17 protein-coding genes are annotated in these 15,566 nt (G+C 66.7%); 9 read left to right on the forward strand and 8 right to left on the reverse strand.

Annotated elements, in window-relative coordinates; translation table 11 throughout:
- Positions 1-67 precede the first annotated feature (67 nt).
- Positions 68-379 carry a DUF3817 domain-containing protein gene (locus tag AC5P7S_RS09315; protein ID WP_005416915.1) on the reverse strand — a complete coding sequence of 104 codons (312 nt, stop codon included), beginning with the start codon at positions 377-379 and terminating at the stop codon, positions 68-70.
- Positions 380-556: 177 nt separating this feature from the next.
- Positions 557-1,492: a TIGR03571 family LLM class oxidoreductase gene (locus AC5P7S_RS09320; protein ID WP_032954251.1), complete on the reverse strand. Its 936-nt coding sequence runs from the start codon at positions 1,490-1,492 to the stop codon at positions 557-559.
- A gap of 66 nt (positions 1,493-1,558) precedes the next feature.
- Between AC5P7S_RS09320 and AC5P7S_RS09325 the strand changes: the two genes are divergently transcribed.
- The 5 genes from AC5P7S_RS09325 to AC5P7S_RS09345 all read left to right on the forward strand — a co-directional run bounded on the left by AC5P7S_RS09325 (position 1,559) and on the right by AC5P7S_RS09345 (position 5,624).
- Entirely contained in the window at positions 1,559-2,008 is a 450-nt protein-coding gene (locus AC5P7S_RS09325; protein WP_095377213.1) for a GNAT family N-acetyltransferase, read from the forward strand.
- Between the two features lie 128 nt (positions 2,009-2,136).
- On the forward strand, positions 2,137-3,648 hold the full coding sequence (locus AC5P7S_RS09330; RefSeq protein ID WP_095377103.1) for a thioredoxin family protein: 1,512 nt from the start codon (positions 2,137-2,139) through the stop codon (positions 3,646-3,648).
- Between the two features lie 439 nt (positions 3,649-4,087).
- Positions 4,088-4,717 carry a superoxide dismutase gene (locus tag AC5P7S_RS09335; RefSeq protein WP_095377104.1) on the forward strand — a complete coding sequence of 210 codons (630 nt, stop codon included), beginning with the start codon at positions 4,088-4,090 and terminating at the stop codon, positions 4,715-4,717.
- Positions 4,714-5,292 carry a flavin reductase family protein gene (locus AC5P7S_RS09340; RefSeq protein ID WP_053498541.1) on the forward strand — a complete coding sequence of 193 codons (579 nt, stop codon included), beginning with the start codon at positions 4,714-4,716 and terminating at the stop codon, positions 5,290-5,292. Before AC5P7S_RS09335 ends, AC5P7S_RS09340 begins: the two co-directional genes overlap by 4 nt.
- Entirely contained in the window at positions 5,289-5,624 is a 336-nt protein-coding gene (locus AC5P7S_RS09345; RefSeq protein WP_053498539.1) for a tetratricopeptide repeat protein, read from the forward strand. Before AC5P7S_RS09340 ends, AC5P7S_RS09345 begins: the two co-directional genes overlap by 4 nt.
- 5 nt (positions 5,625-5,629) lie before the next feature.
- Here the strand turns inward: AC5P7S_RS09345 and AC5P7S_RS09350 are convergent, their stop codons facing one another.
- Positions 5,630-6,778: a fatty acid desaturase family protein gene (locus tag AC5P7S_RS09350; RefSeq protein ID WP_005416924.1), complete on the reverse strand. Its 1,149-nt coding sequence runs from the start codon at positions 6,776-6,778 to the stop codon at positions 5,630-5,632.
- A gap of 11 nt (positions 6,779-6,789) precedes the next feature.
- Positions 6,790-7,860 (reverse strand): ferredoxin reductase, encoded by a 1,071-nt coding sequence (locus tag AC5P7S_RS09355; RefSeq protein WP_170944890.1) that lies wholly within the window; start codon positions 7,858-7,860, stop codon positions 6,790-6,792.
- A gap of 92 nt (positions 7,861-7,952) precedes the next feature.
- Between AC5P7S_RS09355 and fabR the strand changes: the two genes are divergently transcribed.
- From fabR to AC5P7S_RS09370, 3 genes are all read left to right on the forward strand, one after another.
- Positions 7,953-8,609 (forward strand): HTH-type transcriptional repressor FabR, encoded by a 657-nt coding sequence (gene fabR / locus AC5P7S_RS09360; protein ID WP_005416927.1) that lies wholly within the window; start codon positions 7,953-7,955, stop codon positions 8,607-8,609.
- 278 nt (positions 8,610-8,887) lie between these two features.
- On the forward strand, positions 8,888-11,047 hold the full coding sequence (locus tag AC5P7S_RS09365; protein ID WP_095377106.1) for a TonB-dependent receptor plug domain-containing protein: 2,160 nt from the start codon (positions 8,888-8,890) through the stop codon (positions 11,045-11,047).
- Positions 11,037-11,585, forward strand: a complete 549-nt coding sequence (locus AC5P7S_RS09370) for a thioredoxin-like domain-containing protein (protein ID WP_095377107.1) — start codon at positions 11,037-11,039, stop codon at positions 11,583-11,585. The genes AC5P7S_RS09365 and AC5P7S_RS09370 overlap by 11 nt, the downstream gene beginning before the upstream one ends.
- A 78-nt stretch (positions 11,586-11,663) precedes the next feature.
- On the opposite strand, the gene mntR is transcribed toward AC5P7S_RS09370, so the two are convergent.
- Positions 11,664-12,128 carry a manganese-binding transcriptional regulator MntR gene (gene mntR, locus AC5P7S_RS09375; protein WP_005416934.1) on the reverse strand — a complete coding sequence of 155 codons (465 nt, stop codon included), beginning with the start codon at positions 12,126-12,128 and terminating at the stop codon, positions 11,664-11,666.
- Between the two features lie 117 nt (positions 12,129-12,245).
- On the opposite strand from mntR, the gene AC5P7S_RS09380 reads away from it, so the two are divergent.
- On the forward strand, positions 12,246-13,577 hold the full coding sequence (locus tag AC5P7S_RS09380) for an Nramp family divalent metal transporter (RefSeq protein ID WP_095377108.1): 1,332 nt from the start codon (positions 12,246-12,248) through the stop codon (positions 13,575-13,577).
- 117 nt (positions 13,578-13,694) lie between these two features.
- Here AC5P7S_RS09380 and AC5P7S_RS09385 read toward each other — a convergent pair whose 3' ends face one another.
- The 3 genes from AC5P7S_RS09385 to AC5P7S_RS09395 are packed head-to-tail and all read right to left on the reverse strand — an operon-like array spanning position 13,695 to position 15,526.
- A complete protein-coding gene (locus AC5P7S_RS09385; protein ID WP_005416939.1) occupies positions 13,695-14,021 on the reverse strand; it encodes a thioredoxin family protein in 327 nt (108 codons plus the stop codon).
- The gene (locus AC5P7S_RS09390) at positions 13,993-14,460 is read right to left on the reverse strand and encodes a flavodoxin (RefSeq protein WP_080375118.1); all 468 of its coding nucleotides are present in this window, start codon (positions 14,458-14,460) and stop codon (positions 13,993-13,995) included. The genes AC5P7S_RS09385 and AC5P7S_RS09390 overlap by 29 nt, the downstream gene beginning before the upstream one ends.
- 25 nt (positions 14,461-14,485) lie before the next feature.
- Positions 14,486-15,526, reverse strand: coding sequence for a ribonucleotide-diphosphate reductase subunit beta (locus AC5P7S_RS09395; protein WP_005416944.1), 1,041 nt, complete (start codon positions 15,524-15,526; stop codon positions 14,486-14,488).
- Positions 15,527-15,566 lie beyond the last annotated feature (40 nt).

Here is a 15,566-nt window from a genome sequence, read left to right on the forward strand (position 1 = left end):
CTCAAATGATAACGGCTCGTATTTGCATTTGATACCCATTCTCTTGAATGGGCGCGCAACACTGGGTTCAGCGCATTGCACGCAGGCCGAGCAGGCCACGGCGCTTGAACCACCACTCCAGGGGCAGCGTCACCAGCGGCGGGATCGCTGCCAGCAGGGCCAGGGCACTGGCCCACCACGGCCAGCGCAGGCGCACCGCCGCGAGCAGCGTCACCGCCACATACACGAGGAAAGCCACGCCGTGCAGCGGCCCGAACACCTTCACCAGGGCCACGTTGGCCATCGGGCCGTACTTCATCCACATGCCGATGAGCAGGCCGGCCCAGGTCACGGCCTCGATGAAAGCGACCGCAGCGAACAGGCGTCCGGTCGGGTGCATGGGGGAACGTTGGGACACGTGGGGCTCCGGCATCGGGGTATCAAATGCGAATGATACGCAGATGCGCGCTGCATGTAGAGTCGAGCCGTGCTCGACTGCTTGTGCCTCGGCAACTGCAGGAAACACTCAGCAGTTCAGCGGGCGCAGCGGCGATAGCGTGTCCACCAAGGTGGACACCTACCCGGGCATATCCGGCAGAACCTGCTCCCCGATCTCGCGCAGCACGTCATCCATCGTCCGCCCGTTATCGATCAGGTTGAACATCACATGCGCCACGCCCTGCGCATGCACGCGCAGCAGATACTCACGCAGGCCATCGCGGCCGACCTTCAGGCCCAGCGGCAGCGGCTCGGGCGGCGCCTGCGGATCTGCCTGCAGGTCCAGCAGCATCGACTGCACGAACGGCTTGCCTGGCCCGCCGCGCTGCGCCAGCGCCTGCTGCCACAGGCCGATGCGCCCTTCCTGCGCGGCCTCTTCGCGGTGATAGGTGGCCCAGCCTTCGGCCTCACGCGCTATCCACTGCAGGCTCTGCCGCGCGGTACCCACCACCAGCATCGGAATGCGGGTTGCCGGCGCTGGCAGCACGTCGAAGCCACCAGTGGCCTGCAATACGGCGGTGCGCTCATCGGCGGCCGGTGACAGCGCCGCCCGCAACAACGTCCAACGCTCACGGAAGGTCGCCGCCCTGCTCTCCAGATCCTCGCCGAATGCGGCGAACTCTTCCGGGCGGTCACCCGAACCCAGGCCCAGTACGAAGCGTCCGCCGCTGATCCGGTCCAGGCTCAACGCCGACTTCGCTACCTGCAGCGGCTGGCGCAATGGCAGCACGATGGCCGCGCTGCCGACCACGATGTGCCCCGTCGCGGCCGCCAGCATGCCCAGCCACAGGAAAGGATCGTCCAGCGCACTTGCTGTCGCGTCCGGACCCTGCGGCACCATCAGCGGCACATCGCGCGCCCACAACGCGGCGAAACCAAGATCGTCGGCCAACCGCGCGATGCGCCGCGCCTGATGCGGATCGGCCAGCCCCTGCGACGCCACCGGCGTCATCAGGCCCAGGCTCAAGCCCTGCCCTGGAAACAACGCAGCGTACGCGCGATTGAAATCACTCATGCCTGCAGCTTAGCGTGCAGGCACGGGGCAGCGATGACGCGCAGCCCGCCACGGGAAGAACACTGCATGCCGACGATCCGCCCTGCCCGCGTCGATGACCTGCCCGCGATCAGCGCGGTGTGCCTGGCCGCGTTCACTGCGGCGGTGGCGCCCTCGCTCAGCGCAGCCGGCATCGCCACGTTCGGCAATGTCGCCGCCGCCGATGCGTTCGGTGAACGCCTGCACGGCGACAACCATATCCTGGTGGCCGAGCAGGACGGCCGTATCGTCGGCGTGGTCGAGCTGAAGGAAGGCCGCCACCTGGCGATGCTGTTCGTCGATCCCGGCTGCCAGGGACAGGGCATCGGCCATGCACTGTTCGAGGCGGTGCTGCCTCAGGTACGCGAGCCGGCCCTGACCGTACGCGCATCGCTCAACGCTGTGCCGACCTATCTGCGCTATGGCTTCGTGATTGACGGTGAGGCCGGCGAGTTCAACGGGCTGGTCTACCAGCAGATGGTGCGGGCAGCCGCCTGAAGGCACGGGCCCCGGCCAATGCCCGGGGCGTCATGCCCCGGCGCATGTCCGTCATGAGCAAACTGAATCAGCGGGTTCCCTGCGCGTTCCTACAATGCCTTGTCACCCTGCCCTTCGAGATCCTGCCGATGCGCGTCGCGCTTTCCGTGTTGCTGCTGGCTTCGGCGCTGAGTGCCTGCGCCCCGGCCCCGGTTTCCACCGCCAACTCCGCCGAGGCACCTGCGCCGGCCAAGGGAATCGCGTGGCGCCAGGGTGACGTCGATGATGCCTTCGCCGAAGCCGCAGACAGCGGCAAGCCGGTTCTGCTGTACTGGGGCGCGGTCTGGTGCCCGCCGTGCAACCAGCTCAAGGCCGGCCTGTTCAAGGACCCGGCCTTCATCGCCTTGACCGGCAAGTTCGTGCCGGTCTACCTGGATGGCGACGAGGAAGGTGCGCAGGCCTGGGGCGAACGCTTCGGGGTGCGCGGCTACCCGACCCTGATCGTGCTGGACCCACAGCGCAATGAACTTACACGCGTGGCCGGTGGCAACGACGCCGCCGAACTGACCCGGGCATTGACCGTCGCCGCCGGGCGCCGCAGTGCAATCGCTGCCACTCTGGCCACCGCCCTGGCCACGCCGGAGAAGTTGGCTGCAGAAGACTGGCAGGTACTGGGCGACTACGGCTGGGAAGTCGACGCCAACCGTCTGGCTGGCGGGCGCAGGGGCCAGGATGTACTGCGCCAGCTGTCCAAGGCCGCACCCGACGCAGCGCTGCAACGCCGCTTCGCCCTGCTGGCCTTGGCCACCGCCGACACGCCCGCCAGCTCGCCTACCGAAGTACGCGAGCTGCTGCAGGCCGTGCTGGCGCAGCCGGCCGAAGTCCGCCGCAACCGTGAGTTGCTGGGCTATGCAGGCGCACAGTTGGTCCAGCAGGCCAGCGCCGGCCCGGCCACCCGCAACACGCTGGGGCAGCAGCTGCTGGTCGCGCTGGAGCGCGCAGATGCCGAGCGCGGCGACCGCGCCGACGACGCATTGTCGCGCGCACTGACGGAAGTATCGCTGGCCCGCCAGCAGCAGCCGAAGGGCGCACTGCCCGCGCCGCTGGTTGATCGGGTCAAGCAGCGCGTGGCCGCGGCCGATGCCACCGCCACTGATGCGCATGCACGCCAGGCCACGATCAGCAGCGCGGTCTACGCACTGCGCCAGGTCGGTGACGACGCCGGTGCCGAGGCGTTGTTGCTGGCGGAGCTGAAGCGCAGCGAGCAGCCCTACTACTACATGCCCGAGCTGGCCGAACTGGCCGAGCAGCGCGGCGACACTGCCGGTGCGCTGGAGTGGTTGAAGCGTGCCTACGACGGTGCGCAGGGCCCGGCCACCCGCGTGCAATGGGGCGTGCTGTACGTGGAAGGGTTGCTGAAGCTGGCGCCGAACGACGCGCCGCGCATCGAGCAGGCCACCGCCTCGCTGATCGCCGAACTGGAGGCGCAGCCGTCGGGTTACCACCAGCGCACCCGCCAGCGTTTCGAGCGCCTGGCCGGGCAGCTGAAGGCGTGGAGCGGGAAGCACCAGGGTGCCGAGACGCTGGCGCGATTGCAGCAGAGGATGCAGCAGGCGTGCGGTGAACAGGTGGATGGCGCGTGCAAGGACTGGTTGAGTTGAGTTGATGAAAACGCGGGCGGCTGGTTCGCCTGCCGGCGCCTTTGTTGATGCCGGTTGTGGCCGGGGGAGGGGCTGGCCGGGACACGCCGTAAACCCATCCTTGGGGGCTCGATGGCGCCATCCATGGCGCCAACGGTCCCGGCCAGCCCCTCCCCCCGCCACCGGACGGTTTCCTGCGAGCGCGGGCAGCACTTCAGCGCGCCGGTGAGGTTAGAAAAGCGGGTTCTGGTAGTGCCGGCCGCTGGCCGGCAACCCGACCTTGCCAGCATGCCGGCCAGCGGCCGGCACTACCATTCCGCTCGTGCTGTCCTGCAGGAAGAATCAAAGCGATGAACGCGCACGCACCTCAATCCCGCCCCTTGACCTCAACCAATGTTGAGGTGCGATAACGATCTCCCCACGGCCAGCCTCTCTGGCCTTCCCCACGGAGATTGCTTCGATGTCGTACTCGCTTCCCCCGCTTCCCTATGCCTATGACGCCCTCGAGCCGCATTTCGATGCGCGCACGATGGAGATCCACCACAGCAAGCACCACCAGGCCTACGTCAACAACCTCAACGCCGCCATCGAGCAGGCCGGCATCGCCGAGCAGCCGGTCGAGGCGCTGATCGCCAACCTCGATGCCGTGCCCGAAGCGCAGCGCGGCGCCATCCGCAACAACGGCGGTGGCCACGCCAACCACAGCCTGTTCTGGACCGTGCTCAGCACCAACGGTGGTGCGCCCGATGACGAACTGGCCGCCGCCATCGACCGTGACCTCGGCGGTTTCGATGCTTTCAAGGAGGCCTTCACCAAGGCGGCGCAGACCCGCTTCGGCAGCGGCTGGGCCTGGCTGACCAGCGATCGCGATGGTCGCCTGCAGGTGGAAAGCAGCGCCAACCAGGACAGCCCGCTGATGGGTGCGGCCGTGGGCCTGTCCGGCCACACCCCGATCCTCGCACTGGATGTCTGGGAACACGCCTACTACCTGCACTACCAGAACCGCCGCCCGGACTACATCGGCGCCTTCTTCAACATCATCAACTGGGCCGAGGTCGGCCGGCGCTACCACCAGGCCCGGGCCTCATGAGCGGCGAGACACTGCCCTACGCCGGGCCGTGGGCCGGGGTGTTCCCCGCCCCGGCCCCGGTGCCATCGGTCGAGATGCCGCCGCGTGCCCTGCGGCGGCTGCTCGGCCATTTCCCGACCGGCGTGGCCATCGTCTGCGCGCGCGATGCACAGGGCAAGCCGGTCGGCCTGACCATCAACTCGTTCGTGCCGGTCTCACTGCAGCCACCGTTGGTGCTGTGGAACCTGGCGTTGCACGCACAGAGCCTGTCCACCTTCCAGCGCGCCACGCGCTTTGCGCTCAGCGTGCTGGCGGCCGACCAGGAAGCGCTGGCCCGGCGCTTCGCCGATCCGCAGGTCCGCAACCGCTTCGACGGCCTGGCATTGCTGGATGACGACGAGGACGCCCCACCCCGCATCACCGGTGCGGTCGCCCATCTCACCTGTACCCGCCACGCGCAGTGGCCGGTGGGCGATCACCTGCTGCTGGCCGGCCGCATCATCGAAGTGCACGAGAACGGCGGCGCGCCACTGCTGTTCCATCGCGGCCGCTTCCAGCCCGGCCCGGCCGAGCTGCTGGCGGAGGTACGCGGATGAACATCGAAGCTCTGGAATGCATGCTTGCCGCCGGCAAGGACGGCGCGCTGCTGCGCTTCGGCCTGGGCAAGGGCTGGCTGGATGCCGGCAACCCGGTACGCGCGGCAACCCACCTGGGCCGTTGCGTGGTGCTTGATCCGCAGTACTCGGCGGCCTGGAAGCTGCTGGGCAAAGCCTGGCTGGCCAGTGGCCAGCCACAGGCGGCCCGTGAGGCGTGGCAGCGCGGCTTGAGCGTGGCCGGCAGCAAGGGCGACCAGCAGGCACGCAAGGAAATGCAGGTGTTCCTGCGCCGCCTGGACCGCGAACAGGCGGCCCTGGCGAAGGCGGGCTGAGTCGATCAGCCCGCGTTGGCCGATGCCGGTGCGGACATGATGTCCGGCATCGGCAGGCGGCGCGGCTTGCTCGGGAACGCGTGGCGCAGGATGCGCCAGACCACCTGGCCGAACTGGCGCGGCAGCGAGCCGTTGTTGTAGTGCTGGCCGTAGCGGCGGCAGATGTCCTTCACTTCCTTGGCGATGGCCGCGTAGCGGTTGGCCGGCAGATCCGGGTAGAAGTGGTGCTCGATCTGGTGGCTGAGGTTACCCGACAGCACGTTGATCAGGAACCCACCGCTGATGTTGGACGAACCGCGCAGCTGGCGCAGGTACCAGTGGCCGCGCGACTCATTGCGCAGGCACTCCTTGGGGAAGGTTTCCGATTCGGCGGTGAAGTGCCCGCAGAAGATGATCACGTAGGTCCAGATGTTGCGCAGGCCGTTGGCGACCAGGTTGCCCAGCATCACGGTGAGGAAGAACGGACCCGCCAGCAGCGGGAAGAACACGTAGTCCTTCAGCACCTGGCGCAGCATCTTGCGCGCCACCGGGCGGGTCTGCAGCCACATCGCACGGGCACTCATGCGGCCCTTCAGCCAGCGGCCAAGGCGAAGGTCCTGCGCGGCCACACCCCACTGGAACAGCAGTGCGAAGATCGGCGCGATGATCGGCTGCAGCAGGTAGAACGGCTTCCAGCGCTGTTCGGGGAAGATGCGCAGCAGGCCATAGCCGATGTCATCGTCCATGCCACGCACATTGGTGTAGGTGTGGTGGCGGAAATTGTGGGTCTTGCGCCAGTTGTCGGCGGTGGCAACGATGTCCCACTCGTAGGTGTTGCCATTGAGCTTGGGATCACCGGTCCAGTCGAACTGGCCGTGCATCACGTTGTGGCCCAGCTCCATGTTCTCCAGGATCTTCGACAGCGCCAGCAGCAGCGTGCCGGTGATCGCGGCCGGCCACAGCAGCGGCATCCAGAACAGCGGCGAAAACGCTGCCAGGAACAGCAGGCCACGGCCACCCACGCCGAACCAGCGCACGGCGGCGGCCACGCGGCGGATGTAGCGGGTATCGGAGGCGCCGAGGCTGCCGATCACACGGTCGCGGATCGCGTCGAGTTCCTCGCCGAAGGCATGCATCTCGGCAGTACTCAGGGCACGGTCGGTGGCGCGGGTCATGGCAGGCGTCCTCAGAGATCCAGGGTCAGGTCGGTGGTCGGTGCGCTCACGCAGATCCGCACCGGCTGTGCCGATTCGGACTGCAGGTCGCCGGTGCGCAGGTGGCGGGTGGCGCCACTGACACGGTCACAGCTGCAGGTATTGCAGATGCCCATGCGGCAGCCATGCTTGGGCTTGATGCCATGGGCTTCGAGGCTTTCCAGCAACGAGCGGCCGCGCGGCACGCTCAGCTGGCGGCCACTGCGGGCAAGGGTCAGCGACACTTCGCCTTCGCTGCTGGCGTCACGCAACGGCGCTGGCGAAGTGAACGCTTCCGCCTGGAAACCCGCAACCTGGTGCGCCAGGCGTTCGCGCGCAGCGGCAACGAATCCATCCGGGCCACAGGCCAGCACGTGGCGCTGCGCCAACGGGGTGTCATCGCCGGCGACCTGCAGATCGTGAGTATCGATGCGTGCGGCAGGCACATCACCCTCGCGGGTGGTCAGCAGGTGCACACGCAGGTTCGGCTGGCGCGCGGCCAGCGCCTGCAGCTCATCACGGAACTGCAGCTGGGCGGCACTGCGCTCCCAGTAGAACAGGTCCACCGGCGCGGCCAGCGGGCGCTGGCAGGCGTCGCGCAGCAGGCTGCGCATCGGCGTGATGCCACTACCGGCCGCCAGCAGCAATACCGGAGCCGCGGCCGGCAACTGGAATTCTCCGAACGCAGCCTCCAGGCGGAACAGCTCACCCGGCTGCGCATGGTTGACCAGATGCTGGCTGACCCGGCCGCCGTCGACCGCCTTGACGGTGATCGCCAGTTCGCGTGGTCCCAGCGCGGTGGGGCTGTAGCTGCGCTGCCACAGGCGTCCTTCAATCTCCACGCCGAGGGTGACGTGCTGGCCCGCGCGCATGCCGGCCCAGTGCCGGTTGGTGCGCAGGACCAGGGTCGCCGCGCCCTCGCCGGCCGGCTCGCGCCGGACCAGGCGGGCCACCGGCTCGCGCAGGGTCCACAGGGGATTGAGCTGGCCCGCCCAGAAATCGAACAGCGACGGCGAGACCCAGCGGTACGGAGAGAACAGGGATGGACGGACGACAGCGCTCATGGGCGCACTATACGGGCGCACATACACCTGTGTATACATGTGTATATTGAACCGGATTGGGTATGATTCAGCCTCGCCCCACCGGAACCGTCATGGCCGCCGCCACCGTCTTGTCGACGCCCGAAGATGCCAACAGCCCGGCCCGCCGTACGGTGAGCCGCGAAGATCTGCTGGCCGCCGCCCTGAAGCTGATCGGGCCGCACCGCAGCCTGTCCACGCTCAGCCTGCGCGAAGTGGCACGCGAGGCCGGCATCGCGCCGAACAGCTTCTACCGGCAGTTCCGCGACATGGACGAACTGGCCGTAGCGCTGATCGACGCAGCCGGCCGCTCGCTGCGCACCATCATCGGCGAGGCCCGCCAGCGCGCCACCTCCACCGCCACCAGCGTGGTGCGGGTTTCGGTGGAGACCTTCATGGAACAGCTGCGCGCCGACGACAAGCTGCTGCACGTGCTGTTGCGCGAAGGCGCGGTCGGCTCGGACGACTTCAAGCACGCAGTCGAGCGCGAGCTGCATTATTTCGAGGAAGAGCTGCAGCACGACCTGGTGCGCCTGGCCGCACTGGATGGCGCGGTGCTGCACGCTCCGGAACTGGTAGCCAAGGCCATCACCCGGCTGGTGTTCGCGATGGGCGCCACCGCCATGGACCTGCCTCCGGAGAAGGATCCGGAGCTGGTCGAACAGATCTCCACGATGATCCGCATGATCATCGTCGGCGCCCGCACGCCCGCCGCATTCCGCCGCGGCTGACGATCGCGCCCTGGGGTCGGATCCCTTTCCAAAGGAAAGGGCTCTGACCCCAACCTCACTGCCCACACGGCAACTCCATCCTCCGGACATGACCACCGGCAGGTTTGTGGTTGTTTTATGTAATGTTATAACACTCCCGTGATCTGACCCGGCCGGCGCTCCACTCGGAATTGCTGCGGCTTCGTTATATAGCACTTGCTATATTGATAAGCCGCTGCTTCCATATGCATCAGCCAGGTCGCCCTCGCCGCCTTTCTTCCCCCAAGGACGACGCCCTCATGCCCGTTGCCACGCCCCTCTTCCATCGGCTGCCCCTGGCCGCCGCCATTGCCCTGGCCCTGCCGCTGCCTGCACTGGCTGACACTCCGAAACCGACCGAACTGGACCGTGTGCAGGTCAAGGTCAGCACCGCCACGCGCAGTGAACGCCTGCTGTCGGACGTGCCGATCCGCACGGAAGTGCTGCGCAAGGAAGACATCGCGCTGCGCGCGGCCACCGACTTCTCGCGCGCCGCCGAGCTGATCAACGGCCTGCGCGTGGAGAGCAACTGCCAGAACTGCAACACCAGCGAAGTACAGCTGCTGGGCCTGCCCGGCGCCTACAACCAGCTGCTGTTCGATGGCATCCCGCTGCTGTCCACGCTGGGCAGCGTGTACGGCCTGGAACAGATCCCGGCCGGGTTCGTCGACCGCATCGAAGTGGTCAAGGGCGGTGGATCGGCGCTGTACGGACCGGGCGCGGTTGCCGGTGTGATCAACCTGATTCCGCCGCTGCCGGCGCGCAGCGGCGGCCATGTGCAGGCCGGCGTGGATGTGCTGGAGGGTACACCTCAGAAGAACGCCGACGTTCGCCTGGACCTGGTCGCCAAGGACGCAGACGCCGGTCTGTCGGTGATTGCCCAGCGCAACTGGAACAACGGCATCGACTACAACGGTGACGGCTACACCGAGATCACCCGCAAGAACCTCAAGGTCGGCGGGCTGCAGGCCTGGTACGCGCCCACGCCGGGCACGCGGCTGCGCCTGGACCTGCAGGTGACCGATGAAACCCGCCGCGGCGGCAATCGCCTGGACCAGCCAGAGTACCTGGCCAACATCGCCGAATCGCTGGATACGAAATACCGCCGCGGCAGTGTGTCGTGGGACCAGGAGATCACCGCCGACGTCGATTTCCGCCTGGCCTACGCCTTCGCCGACATCGACCGCGACAGCTTCTACGGCGGCCTGGGCGACGTGGTCACCGATCCCTCGGCGCCCGGCCATGACCCGTTGCAGCTTGACCGCAACCTGGCCGGCAGCGCGGCCTCGCGTTCATGGCGCCAGTACGGCCACACCCACAACCCGCTGCACTACATCGACAGCCAGTTGAACTGGCGGCTGGGCGCGCATGCACTGGCCTTCGGTGTGCAGTACAAGCACGAGGCGCTGGGCGACGACAACCGTACCGGTGATGGCCAGCGCCTGGCGGTGCTGGAAGACGCCACCTTCCACAACATCGGCGCCTTCATCCAGGACGAGTGGAGCCTGCGCGACAACGTCGACCTGGTATTGGGTGCGCGCGTGGACAAGAGCTCGGAACTGGACAGCGCAGTGTTCTCGCCGCGTATCGCGCTGGCCTGGCAGGCGACCCCGAACCTGAAGTGGCGCGCCGGCATCGCCACCGGCTTCCGTGCCCCGGAGATCTTCGTCGAGGACGTGCATGTCGATACGCTGGGTGGCGAGCAGGTGCGCGTGCGCAACACGGACGGTCTGAAAGAGGAACGCGCGTTGACCACCCTGTTCGGCTTCGACTGGCGTTCGGACCCGGCCAATCCGGTGTGGAGCTGGGATGCCACCGCCTCCTATGCACGCATCCGCGACACCTTCGCGCTGGGCGAGATCCAGCGCGGCGATGACGGCCAGCTGAGCCAGCTGCGCTACAACGCCTCCGGCTCCAACGTGCTGGGTGCGGAAACCAACCTCGGCTGGCAACCCTCGCCGCAGTGGCGCCTGACCGCAGGTGCCTCATGGTACCGCTCGCGCTTCCGCGAGCCGCAACGCATCTTCGACGACAGTGGCGACGGTGGCGACACCGTGATCGAAAGCCGCGATTACCTGAAGACACCCCGCTGGACCGGTCTGGCGCAGCTCAGCTGGATGCCGGCCGAACCGTGGGAAACCTTCGTCGCGCTGCGCCATACCGGGCCGATGTCGGTGCTGAACAACCGGCTGGGCGAGCTGCACCGCACACGTTCGTTCCTGGTCACCGACCTTGGTGCGCGCTGGCACCGGCATCTGGGCGCACAGCCGCAGCAGGAAGTGTCGGTAGCTGCGGGCGTCAAGAACGTATTCGACCAGCGCCAGAAAGACCTGGAATTGGGCGCGCTGCGGGACAGCGACTATGTCTACGGGCCGCGCTTCGCGCGCTCGTGGTACGTCAACCTGCGCTATGCGTTCTGAAGCTCTGCGAGCGTTGTTGCTGGCCTGTGCCGTGCTGCTGGCCGCACCGGCGATGGCTGCGGACCTGCACGCGCAGGTTTCGGCCTCGCTGATGCGGCCGGAGCAGGGATCGCTACGGCCGATGCAGTGGTCGTCGCCGCCGAAAGTGGTGGCGCTGTACTTCGGCGCCGACTGGTGTGCACCGTGCCATGCCTTCGTACCCACGCTGCGCAGCGTGCGTGATGCCCTGCGCCAAGCCGGCGCCGATACCGAAGTGGTGTACGTCAGCCAGGATGAGAGCGAGAGCGCGCTTCGCCGCTACATGCACGCGCAGGACATGCCGTGGCCGGTACTGGACCCACGACGTGCCGCGCGCATGCCGGCACTGCAGGCATTGGCCGGATTGGCACCACCGAACCTGGTGCTGATCGATGCGGATGGGAAGGTGCTGGCCAACGGATGGCAGGGCCGGCGCTATGAAGGCCTGCAGCCGGTGTTGAAGGAATGGACGAAACGCGCGTGCGCGCAGCAGCAGGCGCGCTGCCCGCCTGGATTGTAGATCCACGCCATGCGTGGATGCTCCCTGTCATCGCGCGAACAGCAGCCGAGCATGGCTCGGCTCTACAGGAAACGTGGCTCAGCCGCCCTCGGCCCTGCGCACGAATGCCTCGAACAGAGCCAGTGTCTGTTCGCTGACATGGTGCTCGATGCCCTCCGCATCGCGCCGCGCGGTATCTGCGTCCACCCCCAGCGCCAGCAGGAAACGCTCCACGGTCTGGTGGCGTTGGCGGCTGGCATGGGCCAGCGCCTCACCTTCCGGGGTCAGGAACACGCCACGGTACGGCCGCTGCACCACCCAACCATCACGGGCCAGGCGCCGCAGCATCTTCGCCACAGTGGGCTGGGCCACACCCAGGCGCGTGGCAATGTCGACCTGGCGGGCCTCGCCGCCATCGGCCAGCAGGTCCGAAATCAGCTCGACATAGTCCTCCACCAGTTCCATCCGGTGCGCCTCGCGCACTTGCCGGAAGCTCTCGACCTGGCGCTCGGCCTCGATCAAGGGGGTGCTTTTCAGCGATGTCGAATCGTCGGTCTTGCCCACGCCTGCGCCTGTCCTTCCGGGGTGATCCAGTGTTGAACCTGAATTCTGGACCAGTAACGCGATAAAGACGATTGTTTCACATTGCTAATGACTATAGCAGGAGCTATATTCGGACCCATGAACACCCTGGCGCCCCGCGACCCTTCGGCCTCCACTCCGGCCAGCCTGGGTGCGCTCAACGCCTCGGTCGCGGTGCCCGACAAGGGCCATTGGTGGTTCCGCCTGCTGGCCTTCCTTGGTCCGGGCTACATGATCTCGGTCGGATACATGGACCCAGGCAACTGGGCCACCGACCTCGCCGGCGGTTCGCGCTTCGGCTACCTGTTGCTGTCGGTCATCCTCATTTCCAACCTGATGGCGGTGATCCTGCAGGCGCTGTCGGCACGGCTCGGCATCGCCACCGGCATGGACCTCGCGCAGGCCTGCCGCGCCCGCTACCCGAAGCCGGTGAACCTGGCGCTGTGGGCGCTGTGCGAGGCGGCGATCATCGCCTGCGACCTGGCCGAGGTGATCGGCACCGCGATCGCGCTGAAGCTGCTGTTCGACCTGCCACTGCTCTGGGGCGCGGTGATCACTGCGCTGGATACGCTGCTGGTGCTGCTGCTGATGAACCGCGGCTTCCGTGCGCTGGAAGCCTTCGTGATCGCGCTGCTGATGGTGATCTTCGCCTGCTTCGTGGTGCAGATCGCGATGGCTGCGCCGCCAGTGATGGCGGTGCTGGGAGGCTTCATTCCGCGCGCGCAGGTGGTGACCGATCCGCACGCGCTGTACATCGCGATCGGCATCATCGGTGCCACGGTGATGCCGCACAATCTCTACCTGCATTCGTCCATCGTGCAGACCCGCGCCTACCCGCGTACCAATGAAGGCCGCCGCAGTGCGCTGCGCTGGGCGGTTACCGATAGCACTCTCGCGTTGACACTCGCATTGTTCATCAACGCCAGCATCCTGATCCTGGCGGCGGCGGTGTTCCATGCCAATGGTCGTTTCGACGTGGAAGACATCGAGCAGGCGCACCAGCTGCTGGCGCCGATGCTGGGCGTGGGCGCGGCGGCGACGTTGTTTGCGATCGCGTTGCTGGCCTCCGGCCTGAACTCGACGGTGACCGCGACGCTGGCCGGCCAGATCGTGATGGAAGGTTTCCTGCACCTGCGAATGCCGCCGTGGCTGCGACGGCTGATCACCCGCGCACTGGCGATCATTCCGGTGGTGGTGGTGATCCTGCTGTTCGGCGACCAGGGCGCGGTGAAGCTGCTGGTGCTGAGCCAGGTGGTGCTGTCGATGCAGCTGCCGTTCGCGATCATCCCGCTGGTGCGGATCGTGACCGACAAGGTGACGATGGGGGCGCTGGTGGCCCCGCGCTGGCTGGGCGCGATCGCCTGGGTGATCGCGCTGGTGATCGTGGTGTTGAACGTGAAGCTGCTGGTGGATACCTTCAGCGGCGCCTGACGCCAAACCACGGACCCTGCCCCGGTAGATCCACGCCATGCGTGGATACCTTGTAGAGTCGAGCCATGTTCGACTCATCGCTCACCGTGCGAACGGCAGCCGAGCATGGGATCGGCTCTACAAATGCAGCGCGATCGCGGCCTCGATCTGCTGCGGCGACTGGAACCCGGCCAGGCGCGTGCGTTCGTTACCATCACGGAACAGGGACAGCGTCGGCGTCTGCCGCAGCCCCAGTTCCCTGAAGAACGCCTCACCCAGCACTTCCAGCTGCACGCGAAGCAAGGTTGTGCCCTGCCCCGCCACGCTGTTGGCCACGCGGTGCAGCGACACTTCCAGCATCCGGCACCCGGGGCACTGGTCCTTGTGGAAATCCACCAGCACCCGCGGGTGCTCAGCCAGCAGCTGCTGGAACTGCTCAGGCGTGGTGGCGTCGATGATCTGCATCGTGGTTGCTCCAGTAGTGGGCCAGGACCGCATCGGTCCAGGCGTCGATGGCTTCGGCATGACGCTCGCCATGCGGCATCTGTTCGATCTCCAGCGGCGGGTAGTCGCTGCGGAAATAGCGGATCAGCCGGTGCACGGCACCACAGTAGTACTCCTGCCCCCACTGCGTTTCGCCGGTGCCGAACACCGCCAGCTGGCGTGGCTGCTGACCGCGCTCGGCAATGCCAGCCACCCACGCCTTCATCTCCGCTGGCGTGCGCCCGGCGTTGTCGGTCCAGCAGCCCAGCAGCACCAGGTCGGCCTCGCCGGCAGCCAGCGGCGGCGCCTGCCGCAGGTCGTCGGCCTCCTGCCAGTGCACCGCATGACCTGCGGCGCGGCAGCGCTCGGCGATCTGCCGGCCGAGCTCGCGGGTGTTGCCGCTCAAGGAGGCGACCACCATCAGGATGCTCAGCGCGGTGCCGGGCTCAGAGGTCGTCGAAGCCGTTGTCGACGTTGGTCTTCTTGTAACTTGCATTGCGCATCTCGAAGAAGTCGGTCTTGGTCTCGGTGAAGTTGTCGGCGTAGGCCCTGATCCAAGGCATCACGTTGTCGGTGGTGTCGCTGTACAGGCGCTCGATGCCGAGCATGCCGGCCATCTTGTTGGCGCGGTACTTTACGTAGCGCACCATCTCGTCCACGTCGATGCCATCGATGCCATCCAGCACCTCTGACGACCACTGCGTCTCAAGTTCGATGGCATGTTCGAATGACTGGTGCACATAGGCGGTCAGCTCGTTGGTCTGCAGCTCGGGGTTCTCGCCGATGATGGCGCGGATCAGCTCACTGATGAACTTGGTATGCGCCAGCTCGTCGCGATTGATGAAGCTGATGATCTTGCCGGTACCGTTCATGCGGTTCTGCCGCACCATGTTGTAGAAGTACGCGAACCCGGAATAGAAATTGATGCCCTCCAGGATCGACGACTGGATCAACGACTTGAGCAGGGTCTCGGCGGTCTTCTCGCGCATGAAATCGTCATACGCGCCCATGATCGGGGCATTGCGCTTGATGATGGTCGGATGGGTGCGGGCGATCTCGAAGATCCGGTTCTGGTTCGGCAGGTCGGTGATCGAGGCCAGCACGTAGCTGTAGCTCTCGTTGTGGATCACTTCCTGCTGGCCGATGATGGCTGCGTTGGCATGCGCGGCCGGGTCGGTGATGTACTCGGCCACGTTGTAGATGAAGCGCGTCTGCGGTGAATCCAGCGTGGCCAGCAGGCCGATGATTGAATCGTAGGCGTTCTTTTCGCGCCCTGACAGCTCGCCGTACTGGCGCGCATCCAGCTTCATGTCCACTTCGTCGGGAATCCAGAAGTTGGTCGACAGCTCCTTGTAGGCCCGATAGAACGACGGGTACGGGATATCGTTCCAGTTGAGGATGCCGCTGGTCTGGCCGTTGATGATGCCGGTGCTGCGGTTGGGATGGCGCGGTTCGAGGATCTTGATGCGGTCGAGGGGGGTTGCCATGGGCTTCTGCCTTCGTTCTCTTTCTATCGTGTTGCCGGCC

It is taken from the genome of Stenotrophomonas sp. YJH_SMC_32, assembly GCF_059369975.1.